General features: G+C 59.8%; 16 protein-coding genes and 1 tRNA gene. 15 read left to right on the top strand and 2 right to left on the bottom strand.

Annotated elements, in window-relative coordinates; all coding sequences use genetic code 11:
* Nucleotides 1-87: 87 nt before the first annotated feature.
* Nucleotides 88-177, bottom strand: a tRNA-Ser gene (locus tag AC1DE4_RS10130).
* Nucleotides 178-481: 304 nt separating this feature from the next.
* On the opposite strand from AC1DE4_RS10130, the gene rplU reads away from it, so the two are divergent.
* The 11 genes from rplU to modC all read left to right on the top strand — a co-directional run bounded on the left by rplU (nt 482) and on the right by modC (nt 9,985).
* Entirely contained in the window at nt 482-799 is a 318-nt protein-coding gene (rplU, locus tag AC1DE4_RS10125) for a 50S ribosomal protein L21 (RefSeq protein WP_007528566.1), read from the top strand.
* Nucleotides 800-834: 35 nt separating this feature from the next.
* Complete coding sequence (gene rpmA, locus AC1DE4_RS10120) at nt 835-1,104, top strand: 50S ribosomal protein L27 (RefSeq protein ID WP_018855954.1); 270 nt, start codon at nt 835-837, stop codon at nt 1,102-1,104.
* 126 nt (nt 1,105-1,230) lie between these two features.
* A complete protein-coding gene (locus AC1DE4_RS10115) occupies nt 1,231-1,887 on the top strand; it encodes a GNAT family N-acetyltransferase (RefSeq protein ID WP_112655292.1) in 657 nt (218 codons plus the stop codon).
* Nucleotides 1,884-2,471, top strand: coding sequence for a GNAT family N-acetyltransferase (locus AC1DE4_RS10110; RefSeq protein WP_025658003.1), 588 nt, complete (start codon nt 1,884-1,886; stop codon nt 2,469-2,471). The genes AC1DE4_RS10115 and AC1DE4_RS10110 overlap by 4 nt, the downstream gene beginning before the upstream one ends.
* A gap of 273 nt (nt 2,472-2,744) precedes the next feature.
* On the top strand, nt 2,745-3,827 hold the full coding sequence (gene obgE, locus AC1DE4_RS10105) for a GTPase ObgE (protein WP_477881226.1): 1,083 nt from the start codon (nt 2,745-2,747) through the stop codon (nt 3,825-3,827).
* Entirely contained in the window at nt 3,814-4,983 is a 1,170-nt protein-coding gene (gene proB, locus AC1DE4_RS10100; RefSeq protein ID WP_112644074.1) for a glutamate 5-kinase, read from the top strand. The genes obgE and proB overlap by 14 nt, the downstream gene beginning before the upstream one ends.
* Nucleotides 4,976-6,259: a glutamate-5-semialdehyde dehydrogenase gene (locus tag AC1DE4_RS10095; protein ID WP_477881224.1), complete on the top strand. Its 1,284-nt coding sequence runs from the start codon at nt 4,976-4,978 to the stop codon at nt 6,257-6,259. The genes proB and AC1DE4_RS10095 overlap by 8 nt, the downstream gene beginning before the upstream one ends.
* Nucleotides 6,260-6,296: 37 nt before the next feature.
* Nucleotides 6,297-6,890 carry a nicotinate-nucleotide adenylyltransferase gene (locus AC1DE4_RS10090; RefSeq protein WP_246734327.1) on the top strand — a complete coding sequence of 198 codons (594 nt, stop codon included), beginning with the start codon at nt 6,297-6,299 and terminating at the stop codon, nt 6,888-6,890.
* Between the two features lie 469 nt (nt 6,891-7,359).
* Complete coding sequence (modA, locus tag AC1DE4_RS10085; protein WP_477881222.1) at nt 7,360-8,145, top strand: molybdate ABC transporter substrate-binding protein; 786 nt, start codon at nt 7,360-7,362, stop codon at nt 8,143-8,145.
* Nucleotides 8,146-8,219: 74 nt separating this feature from the next.
* Nucleotides 8,220-8,921 (top strand): molybdate ABC transporter permease subunit, encoded by a 702-nt coding sequence (gene modB, locus AC1DE4_RS10080; protein ID WP_025658009.1) that lies wholly within the window; start codon nt 8,220-8,222, stop codon nt 8,919-8,921.
* Entirely contained in the window at nt 8,918-9,985 is a 1,068-nt protein-coding gene (modC, locus tag AC1DE4_RS10075; protein WP_457897631.1) for a molybdenum ABC transporter ATP-binding protein, read from the top strand. The genes modB and modC overlap by 4 nt, the downstream gene beginning before the upstream one ends.
* Here modC and AC1DE4_RS10070 read toward each other — a convergent pair whose 3' ends face one another.
* Complete coding sequence (locus AC1DE4_RS10070) at nt 9,986-10,357, bottom strand: winged helix-turn-helix domain-containing protein (protein ID WP_018855944.1); 372 nt, start codon at nt 10,355-10,357, stop codon at nt 9,986-9,988.
* A 204-nt stretch (nt 10,358-10,561) separates the two neighbouring features.
* Here AC1DE4_RS10070 and rsfS point away from each other — a divergent pair, with 204 nt between their 5' ends.
* The 4 genes from rsfS (at nt 10,562) to AC1DE4_RS10050 (ending at nt 14,483) form a co-directional block, all read left to right on the top strand.
* A complete protein-coding gene (gene rsfS, locus AC1DE4_RS10065) occupies nt 10,562-11,005 on the top strand; it encodes a ribosome silencing factor (RefSeq protein WP_018855943.1) in 444 nt (147 codons plus the stop codon).
* Between the two features lie 109 nt (nt 11,006-11,114).
* A complete protein-coding gene (gene rlmH / locus AC1DE4_RS10060) occupies nt 11,115-11,597 on the top strand; it encodes a 23S rRNA (pseudouridine(1915)-N(3))-methyltransferase RlmH (protein WP_025658011.1) in 483 nt (160 codons plus the stop codon).
* Nucleotides 11,598-11,716: 119 nt separating this feature from the next.
* Nucleotides 11,717-13,171, top strand: coding sequence for a murein hydrolase activator EnvC family protein (locus AC1DE4_RS10055; protein WP_477881218.1), 1,455 nt, complete (start codon nt 11,717-11,719; stop codon nt 13,169-13,171).
* The gene (locus tag AC1DE4_RS10050) at nt 13,161-14,483 is read left to right on the top strand and encodes a S41 family peptidase (protein WP_025658013.1); all 1,323 of its coding nucleotides are present in this window, start codon (nt 13,161-13,163) and stop codon (nt 14,481-14,483) included. Before AC1DE4_RS10055 ends, AC1DE4_RS10050 begins: the two co-directional genes overlap by 11 nt.

The following is a 14,483-nucleotide window of genomic DNA, read 5'->3' as shown; positions in this document are numbered from 1 at the left end:
ATCCGACTCGTTACCAAGACGGGCTCCGCCGTTGCGGGCTGTCCACGGTAGCTAGGAAAGCACAACAAAACAACTAGTTGGTGATAATGGCGGAGAGGGTGGGATTTGAACCCACGATACCCTTGCAGGTATGCCGCATTTCGAGTGCGGTGCATTCGACCACTCTGCCACCTCTCCGCGGTCAGGTCGGCGCTTATTCGGCGCGGGGGGCTACATAGCGACAGAATGACGGGCTGGCAAGACGAAATCTCAAAGCTTTTCATCCTTTTGCCTTGACAGTTTTTTTATGCTCGCGTATCTCGGCTGCGCAATAGGTGTGGATAAGTCTGTGCCTTGCATGCTTCGCGCTCGCGAGGCACATCACCGGCAGCGAGAGTTCTGGGCTAAAGCCTTTGAAATCCCTGCTTAACCTCGACTGATAAAAAGACGGCCACCTGCTGATTGGCGGGCACGAGCCGGAACGAACATGAAAGGATAAAAAATGTTCGCAGTCATCAAGACCGGCGGTAAGCAGTACCGTGTGGCGGCAAACGACGTGCTGACCATCGAGAAGCTTGAAGCAACCGCTGGCGACGCAATTGAATTCACCGAAGTCCTCGTAATCGGCGAAGGCGCCGACGCTGCGATTGGTGCTCCCTTCGTCAAGGGCGCTTCCGTCAAGGCCGAAGTGGTCGAGCACAACCGCGGCAAGAAGGTCATCGCCTTCAAGAAGCGCCGTCGTCAGAACTCGAAGCGTTCGCGCGGCCATCGCCAGCACCACACTGTTGTCCGCATCACGGACATCGTGGCTGCTAAGTAAGATCACGGGACTTTAAGGTTTAAAGGAGAACACCAATGGCACACAAAAAAGCTGGCGGTTCATCGCGCAACGGTCGTGATTCCGAATCCAAGCGCCTTGGCGTGAAGAAGTTCGGCGGCGAAACCGTCATCGCAGGTAACATCATCGTGCGTCAGCGCGGTACGCAGTGGCATCCGGGCGCTAACGTCGGCCTCGGCAAGGACCACACCATTTTTGCGCTTACGGCCGGCAATGTGAACTACCGTACGAAGGCCAATGGCCGCGTGTACGTGTCTGTAATGCCGAAAGCGGAAGCAGCGGAATAAGCCGGTAGCGCTCTAAAACAGCCGGCGTCTCATCGACCCGGCTGAGCGTATCAGGTTCAGTCCAGAAATAAGGGGAGATGGGGCGCCATCTCCCCTTTTTTCTTGTCCAACGAAGGAGGACTGAACATGCAAGGCGAATTGTTGAGGGAAGGCCAATTGCGGTCTTTCAGGGAAGACCAGCGGTCTCCCAAGGAACGGCTGAGGCCGGAGCGGTTAAGGACCGATTGCCCTGTCTTGTTGTCGGAGCGGCTCGTCATGCGCGCGCCGCACGAAGAAGATATCGACGCCCTTGCCCATCTCGCCAACAACGCCAAAGTCGCCACCATGGTGTCGCGCATGCCGCACCCGTACACGGCCAATGATGCCGCCGACTTCGTGCGACGCACGAAAAATGGCGAGATTGGCAAGTGCGTCTATGCGATCACCAAGGCCGAGAACGGTGCCTTTGTAGGGTGCTGCGGGGTCGAACCGCATCTTGACGGGCGGACCGTCGAGATCGGGTACTGGCTTGGAGAACCGTACTGGAATCAAGGCTTTATGACCGAGGCATGCCATGCTTTGGTCGATATGGTCTTTCGCACGCGGCAGGATGTCGATCAGATCGATGCTCGTTGCCGGGTGATGAACGTCGCTTCGCGGCGGGTCATCCAGAAGTGCGGTTTCCAGTTCCAGGGATCGGGGTTGGCGGCATCGCTGGCTCTCGGCAGCAATGTGCCCGTCGAATGGTACAGGCTCGACCGCAAGACCTGGATGTCGCTGAGAAGCTGGGGGAGCGTCCTATGAACGCGATCAGCCTTCAGAGACCCAGGAGCCAGTCGATGACGCCCGGCCCATTGCCGGTCATCACCACCGACCGGCTGGTGCTCCGCCCGCACAGGCTGAGCGATGCCGATGCGATCGCGGACACGCTGTCCGACTTCGCCGTTACCCGCATGCTCGCGCGCGTTCCTGCGCCTTATGACAGGCAGGACGCACTCGACTGGCTGGTTCCGGTGACGGCGGGTGGCATGGCCGACTGGCAGTTTGCCATCACGACTGGCGACGACGCTCATATCGGCGTCGTCGCCATCGAGCTTCGCCATGGCCTTTGGCACCTCGGTTACTGGCTAAACCGCTTCTACTGGCGGCGCGGCTATATGAGCGAGGCGGTATCGGCCGTGCTGGAGCGCTTTTCGCGCCGTATGCCGGAGACGATGGTTCATTCCGGGGTCTTCGCGGACAACCCGGCTTCGTTGAAGCTGCAGGAAAGGCTCGGCTTCCGCATGACCGGTTGCAGCGAAATCTACAGCTTCGCGCGCAACACCATGGTCACGCATGTCGAGACGATGCTGAAGCCGGGTGCCCTGCAACAGGCCAGGATTGCTTGAGACGAATGCGAGGCGTCCCGATCGTCGGGGCGCCTCAACCCCACCGAATAACGACCCAGATGCGGAAATGGTCGGAGCTATGTCGATCTTCGCGGATTTCAGGTTGCTGGATGCGATGATGTTGCCGAACGGTCGAGGTCGTAGATACCATCAAGACCGCAGCCGTACTGTATGCTATAGCTCGCAAACCTCACGATAATCCTTTGACCTCCGATTGAACCGCCTATATCGAAAGCGGCAAGAGGAGCGATGAACGGCCACAATGGAAGTAAGATGAAATTTCTCGACGAAGCAAAAGTCTACATCAAGTCCGGAGACGGCGGCGCGGGCAGCGTCTCGTTCCGACGCGAGAAGTTCATCGAGTTTGGTGGCCCCGATGGCGGTGACGGCGGACGCGGCGGTGATGTCTGGGTCGAGGCGGTCAACGGTCTCAATACACTGATCGACTTCCGCTACCAGCAGCACTTCAAGGCCAAGATCGGTACGCACGGGATGGGCAGGGACCGTACCGGCGCCAATGGTGAGCACGTGACGCTTAAGGTGCCCGTCGGCACGCAGATTTTCGAGGAAGACAAGGAAACGCTGATTTGCGATCTCACCGAGGAAGGCCAACGCTACCGGCTCGCTACCGGCGGCAATGGTGGCTTCGGAAATGCGCACTTCAAATCCTCGGTCAACCAGGCGCCGGACTGGGCCAATCCCGGTCTTCCCGGTGAGGAAAAGACAATCTGGCTGCACTTGAAGCTGATTGCAGACGCTGGCCTTGTTGGATTGCCGAATGCCGGCAAGTCCACGTTCCTTGCAGCCGTCACCCGTGCCCGGCCGAAGATTGCAAATTATCCCTTTACGACATTGCACCCGAACCTGGGTGTCGCGACCGTTGACGGGCAGGAATTCGTCCTTGCCGACATTCCGGGGCTGATCGAAGGCGCGCATGAAGGAGTCGGGATCGGTGACCGCTTTCTCGGCCACGTCGAGCGTACGCGCGTTCTGTTGCATCTCGTTTCCTCGCAAGAGGAAACGGTCGGCAAGGCCTACACGACCGTCCGGCGCGAACTCGAGGCCTATGGCAGTGATCTTGGCGAAAAGGTCGAGATCGTCGCCCTGTCGCAGATCGACGTTCTCGATGACGCCACGCTGAAGAAGAAGACGAAGGAACTGGCCAAGGCCTGCGGCAAGACGCCGTTCCAGATTTCCGCGGCGACGGGCAAGGGCATGACGGAAGTGCTGCGAGCCTTGCGGGATGTGATTGTCGAGGCGAATGCCGGCGGGGCGGAAAAGCTCGCCAAGGCACCGAAGCTCCGCCATCGCGATACGGTGTCGGATGATGAAGGCGAGGCCCATGACGACGCGTAAGTCGCTTGAGCGCTATCGCCGCATCGTCATTAAAATCGGCTCGGCTCTCCTCGTCGATCGCAAGACCGGTCTGAAGAAGGCGTGGCTCGACGCAATGTGCCGCGATATTGCGGCCCTGAAGGCCAAGGGCGTCGACGTCCTCGTTGTTTCGTCCGGCGCGATTGCTCTCGGCCGTTCGGTCCTCGATCTCCCTTCGGGAGCCCTGAAGCTCGAAGAAAGTCAAGCATCGGCGGCCGTCGGCCAGATCGCTCTGGCGCGTGCCTGGTCGGAAAGTCTGTCCCACGACGAGATCGTTGCTGGCCAGATCCTGTTGACGCTCGGCGATACGGAAGAGCGCCGTCGCTATCTCAACGCGCGTGCCACCATCAATCAGCTCCTGAAGATCGGCGCCGTGCCGATTATCAACGAGAATGATACCGTTGCTACCAGCGAAATTCGCTACGGCGACAATGATCGCCTGGCTGCGCGGGTCGCGACCATGACCGGTGCTGATCTGCTGATTCTGCTGTCCGATATTGACGGTCTCTATACGGCGCCGCCGCACCTCGATCCGCAGGCGGAATTTCTTGCCACGATCGCCGAGATCACGCCTGAAATCGAAGCGATGGCGGGTGGCGCTGCGTCCGAGCTGTCGCGTGGCGGCATGCGCACCAAGATCGACGCCGGCAAGATTGCGACGACGGCCGGCTGCGCAATGATCATCGCCTCAGGCAAGGCGGACAGCCCGCTCTCGGCGATCGAGAATGGGGCGCGCTCCTCTTGGTTTGCTCCTTCAGGGACGCCCGTCACGGCGCGAAAGACGTGGATTGCTGGCCAGTTGCAGCCGGCGGGCGAACTCCACGTCGACGAGGGTGCCGTTGTTGCGCTCGGCGCCGGCAAGAGCCTGCTTCCTGCCGGGGTTCGCAAGGTTGTCGGGCTTTTCAGCCGCGGCGATACGGTGGCGATCGTCGGCCCGCATGGTCGGGAGATCGCGCGCGGACTTGCTGGCTACGATGCCGAAGAGGCGCGGCAGATTACCGGCCGCAAGTCGACGGAGATCGAGGCAATCCTCGGCTATGCGGGACGTGCGGCAATGATCCATCGCGATGACATGGTGATGACGTCGCAGATCAGTTCAAAATCGGAAAGGCAGAAGAAGGACACAAGCTATGCTTGATACGGTTGCGCAGAGCCCTGACATTGACGCGCTGATGAATGACATCGGCCGCAAGGCCAAGGCTGCGGCGCGACCGTTGGGCTCTGCGTCCACTGAGGCCAAAAACAAGGCGCTGAACGCCATGGCGGATGCGATCCTCGCCAACAAGGATCACATCCTCGCCGAGAATGCCAAGGATCTGAAAGATGTCGCCGGCACGGACATGCTCGCATCCTTCGTTGATCGTCTGACACTGACCGACAAGCGCATTGCCGAGATGGCCGAGGGTATCCGCGCGATCGCGGCGCTGAAGGATCCGGTCGGCGAGCTGATCGCTGTCTGGGAACGCCCGAATGGACTGAAGATCGAGCGCGTTCGGACGCCGCTCGGTGTTATCGGTGTGATCTTCGAGAGCCGCCCGAACGTCACGGCGGATGCCGGTGCGCTGTGCCTGAAAGCCGGCAATGCTGTCATTCTGCGTTGTGGTTCGGACTCGCGGCGCTCATCGCACGCAATTCATGCCTGCCTTGTACAGGGCCTGAAGGCCGCGGGACTTCCCGAGCATGCCATTCAGCTCGTGCCGACAACCGATCGAGCTGCCGTCGGCGCGATGCTGCGCGGATTGGATGGTGCAATCGACGTTATCGTTCCGCGCGGCGGCAAGAGCCTTGTTGCGCGTGTCCAGAACGAGGCGAGGGTGCCCGTCTTCGCGCACCTTGAAGGGCTTTGCCATATCTATGTGGATGCATCCGCTGATCTCGACATGGCCACGGAGATCGTCGTCAACGCCAAAATGCGGCGCACCGGTATCTGCGGTGCAGTGGAAACGATTCTCGTCGACAGCGCTGCGGCCAAGACTCATCTTCGCCCGCTGCTGGAGGCCCTTGCGGGAGCCGGTTGCGAAATCCGCGGTTCGGCTGCGGTCGTTCAAGCAATGCCTGGCGTGAAGGCAGCCACCGAGGAGGACTGGTCGACCGAGTATCTGGATGCCATCGTTTCGGTTGCTGTCGTCGATGGCATTTCGGGTGCGATAGAGCACATCCAGGCCTATTCCTCGAACCACACCGAGGCAGTGATTGCCGACGATCCTTATGTGGTGCAGAGGTTCTTCACCGAGGTTGATTCCGCGATCCTGCTGCACAATGCATCGACACAGTTTGCCGATGGCGGCGAGTTCGGAATGGGTGCCGAGATCGGCATTGCGACCGGCAAGATGCATGCCCGTGGCCCTGTCGGTGTCGAGCAGCTCACCTCCTTCAAATACCGTGTGCACGGCACCGGACAGACCCGGCCCTGACGTGATCAACGACGAAATCGACCGGCGCCATCTTCGGATGCCGCATAGCGAGCGGGGCATGGTGGTCGGTCTTTTCGGCGGTTCGTTCAATCCGCCGCATGACGGACATGCGCTGGTTGCAGAAATCGCGATCAAGCGGCTTGGCCTCGACCAGCTTTGGTGGATGGTCACGCCCGGGAATCCGCTGAAGGATCGGCGGCACCTGCTGCCGCTTGCCGAGCGCATCGCTCTGAGCGAGCGGCTTGCCCGACATCCCTCGATCAAGGTCACGGCGTTCGAACGCGATTTCGCGACGAGCTTCACGGCAAACACGCTGGCGCGCGTCAAGGCGCGCAACCCGCATGTCCATTTCATCTGGATCATGGGGGCCGACAGCCTGAAGACTTTCCATCAGTGGCAACGCTGGCAGGATATCGTCAACACATTTCCGATTGCCGTGATCGACCGCCCGGGCTCCACGCTGTCGTTCCTGTCATCGAAGATGGCGAGGACGTTCGATTTTGCCCGCGTTGACGAAGATGATTCCCGCGCGCTCTGGAAGCGCCAGGCACCAGCCTGGACGTTCATACACGGTCCGCGCTCCAGTCATAGCTCGACGGCTATCCGCGCTACGAACGGCACCGTAAAATAGTTCGACTTTTCAGGGAAGACGTACAAATGAAAAGCCCGACGGGGGAGGAGATCCGTCGGGCTTCGTAAACTCGATCGACAACTGGGAGGAGGAGTGTTGTCGATCCTATCCAACGGCTTTGGGAGGAGGAGATCGCCGTTCGATGAGTGCGTTGTACCATAGTCCCCGGATTCTTGAAGCGGGTCCATTGCATTGCAGCAATGCGCTGCAAGCATGGCCGTAGCCATAAGCCTCCTCGTTTTTGCCCAATTCTTTGGCATCCGAGACGATTTTCGTCGAGATTTCAAACTTCTGTCGGTTCCCCCCTAAATTCTCGCCGTTTTGGGAACTAGGATCTCAGCAGTCATGCGCATCACGAATGTGTGAAGTCTGAGACGCGCAGACGGTTATGCTTGTCAAAATATAGCGCTAGCCAAGTCGCAAGCGACGTTATATTTCTACAGATATTTCCAAAGCTTCGGGAGAGATCATGCACAGTCGTCGCCAATGGATGAAGTTTGCCGTCACAGCCATTTCGGCTGTCTTCTTAGGCGTTGCCGCAACGCCAGCCGCCGCTGCGGAAAAGGTCAGCGTTTTTGCAGCGGCCAGCCTGAAGAACGCCCTTGATGCAGCGAATGCCGCGTGGGCGAAGGAAGCCGGCAAGGAGGCTGTCGCCTCGTATGCTGCAAGCTCCGCGCTTGCAAAGCAGATTGAAGGCGGCGCACCCGCCGACATCTTCATCTCCGCCGACCTGGACTGGATGGACTATCTTGCCAAGAAGAATCTGATCAAGGCCGACAGCCGGTCCAATCTTTTGGGTAACCGAATTGTACTTGTCGGAACCAAGGACCACGCCAAGCCGGTCGAGATCAAAAAGGGTTTCGAGCTCGCCACTCTGCTCGGTGATGGCAAGCTTTCCATGGGTGAGGTGAAGTCGGTTCCGGCCGGCAAGTACGGCAAGGCTGCGCTTGAAGCGCTTGGCGTCTGGCCCTCGGTTGAGGCGAAGGTTGCCGGTGCTGAAAGTGTTCGTGCAGCACTGGCGTTGGTATCGCGCGGCGAGGCGCCCTATGGCGTTGTCTACCAGACCGACGCCTCCGCGGATCCGGGCGTTGCCGTTGTCGGCACCTTCCCGGCGGATTCGCATCCTCCGATCATTTATCCGGTCGCCGTTCTTTCCGAGAGCAAGAACCCGGATGCCGCGGCATACCTCGACTTCCTGAAATCGGAAAAGGCGGCTCATTTCTTTACCGAGCAAGGCTTCACCATCTTGAAATGATTGCGAATTCTCGCACGAAGGCATAGCGTGAGAAGGCCCGTCGATACGGGCCTTCTATTTTTGGAGAGAATGGCTTGGACGCACTCGGCCTGAGCGATGATGAATGGACGGCAATCTTGCTCAGCCTGCGCGTGTCGGTGGTGGCGATGCTGGCCAGCCTGCCATTCGGCATCGGCGTTGCCCTGCTGCTGGCGCGCGGCCGGTTTTGGGGTAAGTCGATTCTGAATGGTGTCGTCCATCTGCCGCTGATCCTGCCGCCTGTTGTCACGGGCTTCATTTTGCTGATCCTTTTCGGGCGGCGCGGGCCGATCGGCAGCTTTCTCGATTACTATTTCGGCATCGTGTTTTCGTTTCGCTGGACAGGTGCCGCACTCGCGTGCGGGGTCATGGCTTTTCCGTTGATGGTGCGCAGCATCCGGCTCTCGATCGAAGCGGTCGATCGAAAGCTGGAGGAGGCAGCCGGCACCTTGGGAGCCAGCCCATTCTGGGTTTTCATGACGATAACATTGCCACTTACCCTGCCTGGCATCATAGCAGGAATGATCCTTTCCTTTGCGAAGGCAATGGGGGAGTTCGGCGCGACGATTACCTTCGTTTCCAACATCCCGGGGGAAACGCAGACCCTTTCAGCGGCGATCTATTCCTTTACGCAGGTCCCGGGCGGTGATGCCGGCGCCCTGCGGTTGACGCTCGTCGCTATCGTGATTTCGATGGCCGCCTTGCTTGCCTCGGAATTGCTGTCGCGCATCGTCGGCCGGAGGATTGATCCGGAATGACGCTTGTCGTGAAAGCAAAACAGCGGCTTGGCGCATTCGCGCTCGATGCCACCTTTACCTCGGGGCGCGGGATCACCGCGCTTTTCGGCCGTTCCGGCTCTGGTAAGACGTCGATGATCCGCATCATTGCCGGGTTGGCGCGGCCCGACGCGGGCCAGGTCGTCCTCGACGGCGAAGTCCTGACAGATACCGAGCGGCGGATCTTTGTCGCCAAGCATCGACGGAGGTTCGGTTATGTCTTCCAGGAGGCGCGGCTGTTCCCGCACCTCAGTGTCGGTCACAACCTGTCCTATGGCCGGTGGTTTGCCAGAGCCACCAGTTCGGCAGAGGGATTGGATCATATTGTTTCGTTGCTGGGCATCGAAAGCCTGCTCGAGCGCAGACCGGAAAAGCTCTCCGGTGGCGAGAAGCARCGCGTTGCCATTGGGCGAGCCCTGCTTTCGGCTCCCCGTCTGCTGTTGATGGATGAGCCGCTGGCGGCGTTGGATGAGGCGCGAAAAGCCGAGATCATGCCCTATCTTGAGCGCCTGCGCGACGAGATGGACATTCCGATCGTCTATGTCAGTCATTCGATCGCCGAAGTAGCACGCCTCGCCAATCAGGTCGTCGTCATGCGTGATGGACAGGTGGAGGCCGTCGGCTCGGCCGTGGATGTGTTAAGCCATCCGCCGGCCTCATTCGAGCGGCGCGATGCGGGGGCTCTTCTTGAAGGGATGGTGGAGAGCCTCGACGTGCAGCACCGCATAGCGACAATTGCCCTGAAATCAGCTCGGCTTCACGTCCCGGGAGCGATGCTAAACCTCGGCAAGCCCGTTCGCGTCCGCATTCCGTCTCGCGACGTGATGCTGGCAATGAAAAAGCCGGAAGCCCTGAGCGCGCTCAACGTGCTTGAAGGTACCGTTCAGAACATGTCGCAGGCAGACGACGCCACCATTGACGTTCTCGTCGATTGCGGTGGGGACGCCATTCTTTCCCGGATCACAAGCTTCTCGGCAGAGCGGCTGGGCGTGCGGATAGGGTCGCCTGTTTTTGCCGTGATAAAGACCGTCGCCCTTGAACCATGATCAGCGATTGCTTTCAGGCGATCGGTTGGCCTCCAGCCATGCCAGCTCTTCAGCGAGAGTCGTTTTCATCATCTGCTCCATCTTGCGAAAGCGGGCGAGGAGCTCATCGCCGAACGGCGTCAGCGCCGCGCCTCCACCTTTTGGGCCGCCGCGCTGGGACTCGACCACGGGCTCGCGAAACATCCGGTTCATATCGCTGACAAGCAACCAGGCGCGACGATAGGACATGTCCATCGCCCTGCCTGCCGCGGAAATCGATCCCGTTTCCCTGATATGTTCGAGCAGTTCCATCTTGCCGCGCCCGAGGCGGTCTTCATGAGGAAAACTGATGCGGAGTATCGGAGTGAGCGTATCAACGGCGGGGCTTTTCATCGGCAAGTCTTCTATAGTCGAAAACGATCTTACTTTACGTGTGGTTGCAAGGACTGTACACAGCCGGGCCACATTCGGTCTTTCATCCACAGATGATCTATCGCGTCAAATGGTCGTTCACGCTTTGTGATTGTGCGCGTCTTGAAACGTTAATGGTTTGGTGCCTATCTTAACTATGATTTGGTCACCAAATCAGTGATGTGCATGTTTTGTCATTCCGAGAAAGGGAAAGCACTGACAACAGTACACGCCAAGGGAAAAACGCTTGCCGTTGTCCCGAAGAGCCCGGAACGTGGCGCCGATGCTGCCGCCCGCGCCCTGCACGCCGTCCTCACTAGCCTTGAGGACTCTAAGGCTGAAGATATCGTCACCATCGACATTGCTGGAAAATCGGCACTGGGAGACTTCATGGTCGTCGTCTCCGGGCGCTCGAGCAGGCATGTCATGGCGATCTCGGACCACCTGCTGTCTGATCTCAAAGACGAGGGCCTTGGAAGCGCCCGCGTCGAGGGTCAGGAAGGCGGCGATTGGATCCTGATCGACACCGGCGATGTCATCGTCCATGTCTTTCGTCCAGAAATACGCGAGTTCTACAACATCGAAAAGATGTGGGCCGCGCCCGATATGGACGAGGAAACGGTGCACTAACAGGCTGCTGGACGCTGTGTCCGCGGCCTGATAGACGGCATTTATTGGCCGGACGAATCCGGCTGGCGGCAGGTGTGTGCCGCCGGTTGCCGAACTGCGGGAGCGGATGATGCGTGTTGGTCTTTTTGCGGTGGGGCGGCTGAAGTCCGGCCCCGAGAAGGATCTTGCGGCCCGCTATTTCGATCGCTTTGCCAAGGCCGGTCCTGCGGTCGGCCTCGAATTCTCCCGCGTGGCCGAAGTGGCTGAAAGTCGTGCGTCGAATGCCGATACGCGCAAGCGCGATGAAGCGGCGATGCTGCAGAAGTCGTTGTCCGAGGGGAGTGTTCTCATCCTGTTGGACGAGCGCGGCAAGGCGCTGGACAGTGAAGGCTTTGCCAATCTCCTTGGAAACTATCGCGACCAGGGCAAGCGCGACCTGATGATTGCCATCGGCGGTGCCGATGGCCTCGATCCGTTGTTATACGACGTTGCCGATGCAACCCTCTGTCTCGGCAAGATGACTTGGCCGCATCAGTTGGTTCGCACGCTCATCGCCGAGCAGCTTTATCGAGCCGTCACGATCCTTTCCGGCCATCCCTATCATCGCGTCTGATGGGTTCCGTAGCTCACGCGAGCGTGTCCGTCCCGGAACRCACAGACACTCAATCGATCTGGCAAAGAATGTCAAATCAGCTTAATCTTCGCGCGATTTGAAGGGATTTCGAAGCTCGTATGCCGACACGCGCGTTCAAGCCAAAATACGTCATTCTGTCGGCCTTGGCTGCAGGCTTGAGCGTGTCTGTGGTGGCAGTTGCGAACCGCCCCTTCGCCACGGGCGCCTTTGCGCAGGATGCGCCGGAAGCTGCGCGGATGTCGTTGCCCGAGGCGCCTGCCCTGGCAAATGCAACGGTTGCCCAGCCGCCGCCCGATCCGGCGGCCAACCTTGCGGCGAAGCGAGACGAGACGCGCGCCGAGCTTGAAGCCCTGTCGAAGACGATCAGCCTCTCCTCCGATAAGGTTGCTGAGCTTCAGAAGAGCATCGCGGATCTGGACAAGAGCACCAGCAGCGTTCGACAGGCGCTGATCGATTCCGCGGCGCGGCGCAAATCGCTCGAGAAGCAGATCCTGGAGAGCGAGAAGAAACTGGCCGATCTCGGCGTAAAGGAAGACGCGGTCCGCCGGTCATTGCATGAACGGCGTGGCTTGCTGGCCGAGGTGCTGGGTGCCTTGCAGCGGATGGGCCGCAATCCGCCGCCGGCCCTCCTTGTGACACCTGACGACGCGCTCGCATCGGTTCGCAGCGCAATCCTGCTCGGCGCGGTGGTTCCCGGTATCCGAAAGGAAACTCACAAGCTCGTCGCCGATCTTGCCAATCTGTCTGCGTTGCAAACGGCAAGCGCTGCGGAGAAAGCGGCACTCACGACGACGATGACCAATAGTATCGAGGAAGAGCGCCGGATGGATTTGCTTCTCGCTGAAAACGAGAAGCTGAGCCGCAGCAGCGCGGCGGAACTGGATGCGGAGAAGAAGCGGTCGGAGGATCTTGCCAGCAAGGCAACAAGCCTCGAGGGGCTGGTGGCATCGATGGAAACCGAGATCGCATCGGTTCGCGACGCCGCCTCCGCGGCCCGCCAGGCCGAGGAAAACCGCAAGCTCTTGACCGAGGAGCAACGCGCCCAGGCCAAGGCCCTCGCGGAGAGCGGCGTGCCTGATAAAAACCGCATTGCCCCCGCATATCCCTTCGGAGAATTGAAGGCGAAGCTGGAATTGCCTGTGGCAGGCGATATCCTCCGCCAGTTCGGCGACGCCGACGGAACCGGCCATGAGGCGATGGGAATGACGCTTGCCACCAATCCGGAAACGGTGGTTACCGCTCCCGCAGATGGGCTTGTCGTTTACGCGGGTGCTTTTCGCAGCTACGGCCAGATGATCATCCTCGATGCCGGCAACGGATACCACCTCGTCCTCTCCGGAATGGAGACGATCAGCACGCGCCAGGGGAAGTTCGTTTTCTCCGGCGAGCCACTTGCAGCCATGGGCGCAAAAAGAGTGGCAAGCGCGACAGCATTGGCGCTGGAAACCAACCGTCCGACGCTTTACATTGAATTTCGAAAAGATGGAAAACCGGTCGATTCCCGGCCTTGGTGGACCGCTAAAGACACTGGAAAGGCACGCAATGATTCGTAGGGCTTCTCTTGTTCTGGTCGGCGCATTGATGGGTGCGACCGCGATGAGCGTCATCTATTCGGCAGGCGTGCCTGCGGAAGCAGCCGGAGCCTCCACCTACAAGGAGCTTTCCGTTTTTGGTGACGTTTTTGAGCGTGTGCGCGCACAGTATGTGACGCCGCCGGCCGAGGACAAACTCATCGAAAATGCCATCAACGGCATGCTTTCCTCGCTGGATCCGCATTCGAGCTACATGAATGCCAAGGATGCGGCTGACATGCAGACCCAGACGAAGGGCGAATTTGGCGGCCTCGGCATTGAGGTCACCATGGAAGATGAACTCGTCAAAGTCATCACGCCGATCGACGACACGCCGGCGGCAAAGGCTGGCGTTCTTGCTGGTGACTACATTTCCGAGATCGACGGTCAGTCCGTTCGCGGCCTGAAGCTGGAAGATGCGGTCGAAAAGATGCGCGGCCCGGTCAACACGCCGATCAAGCTGACGCTGATCCGCAAGGGTGCCGACAAGCCTATAGAGCTGACGATCGTTCGCGACGTTGTGGCTGTGCAGGCCGTGAAGTCGCGCGTCGAGGATGATGTCGGCTATCTGCGCGTCATCTCCTTCACGGAGAAGACCTACCCCGATCTCGAGAAGGCGATCGAGAAGATCAAGAAGACGGTTCCGGCTGACAAGCTGAAGGGCTACGTCCTCGATCTTCGTCTGAACCCGGGTGGTCTGCTCGACCAGGCGATCCAGGTGTCGGATGCGCTGCTGCAGCGTGGCGAAGTTGTTTCCACCCGCGGCCGCAATCCCGATGAGACCCGCCGCTTCAACGCTGGTCCGGGCGACCTGACGGACGGCAAGCCGGTAATCGTCCTGATCAACGGCGGTTCGGCATCTGCTTCGGAAATCGTTGCCGGCGCGTTGCAGGACCTGCGTCGTGCTACCGTTCTCGGAACGCGCTCGTTCGGCAAGGGCTCGGTTCAAACGATCATCCCGCTCGGTGAAAACGGCGCGCTGCGACTGACGACGGCGCTCTACTACACGCCGTCGGGCCGCTCGATCCAAGGCACCGGCATCACGCCGGATATCAAGGTCGAAGAGCCGCTGCCGGACGATCTGAAGGGCAAGATGACCACCGAAGGCGAGTCCAGCCTGCGTGGGCACATCAAGGGCCAGAGCGAGACGGACGAAGGCTCCGGTTCGGTTGCCTATGTTCCGCCGGATCCGAAGGACGACGTTCAGCTCAACTACGCGCTTGACCTGCTTCGCGGCAAGAAGACGGACCCGTCCTTCCCGCCCAATCCGGACAAGGCCGTTAGCGCCAAGTAA

Source organism: Rhizobium sp. 10N414, assembly GCF_056394785.1.
This window is presented reverse-complemented; position numbering and strand designations above follow the sequence as displayed.

Coding starts and splice junctions, on each gene's coding strand:
- rplU (WP_007528566.1), top strand. CDS start 482: ATGTTCGCAGTCATCAAGACCGGCGGTAAGCAGTACCGTGTGGCGGCA.
- rpmA (WP_018855954.1), top strand. CDS start 835: ATGGCACACAAAAAAGCTGGCGGTTCATCGCGCAACGGTCGTGATTCC.
- AC1DE4_RS10115 (WP_112655292.1), top strand. CDS start 1,231: ATGCAAGGCGAATTGTTGAGGGAAGGCCAATTGCGGTCTTTCAGGGAA.
- AC1DE4_RS10110 (WP_025658003.1), top strand. CDS start 1,884: ATGAACGCGATCAGCCTTCAGAGACCCAGGAGCCAGTCGATGACGCCC.
- obgE (WP_477881226.1), top strand. CDS start 2,745: ATGAAATTTCTCGACGAAGCAAAAGTCTACATCAAGTCCGGAGACGGC.
- proB (WP_112644074.1), top strand. CDS start 3,814: ATGACGACGCGTAAGTCGCTTGAGCGCTATCGCCGCATCGTCATTAAA.
- AC1DE4_RS10095 (WP_477881224.1), top strand. CDS start 4,976: ATGCTTGATACGGTTGCGCAGAGCCCTGACATTGACGCGCTGATGAAT.
- AC1DE4_RS10090 (WP_246734327.1), top strand. CDS start 6,297: ATGCCGCATAGCGAGCGGGGCATGGTGGTCGGTCTTTTCGGCGGTTCG.
- modA (WP_477881222.1), top strand. CDS start 7,360: ATGCACAGTCGTCGCCAATGGATGAAGTTTGCCGTCACAGCCATTTCG.
- AC1DE4_RS10070 (WP_018855944.1), bottom strand. CDS start 10,357: ATGAAAAGCCCCGCCGTTGATACGCTCACTCCGATACTCCGCATCAGT.
- rsfS (WP_018855943.1), top strand. CDS start 10,562: ATGTTTTGTCATTCCGAGAAAGGGAAAGCACTGACAACAGTACACGCC.
- rlmH (WP_025658011.1), top strand. CDS start 11,115: ATGCGTGTTGGTCTTTTTGCGGTGGGGCGGCTGAAGTCCGGCCCCGAG.
- AC1DE4_RS10055 (WP_477881218.1), top strand. CDS start 11,717: ATGCCGACACGCGCGTTCAAGCCAAAATACGTCATTCTGTCGGCCTTG.
- AC1DE4_RS10050 (WP_025658013.1), top strand. CDS start 13,161: ATGATTCGTAGGGCTTCTCTTGTTCTGGTCGGCGCATTGATGGGTGCG.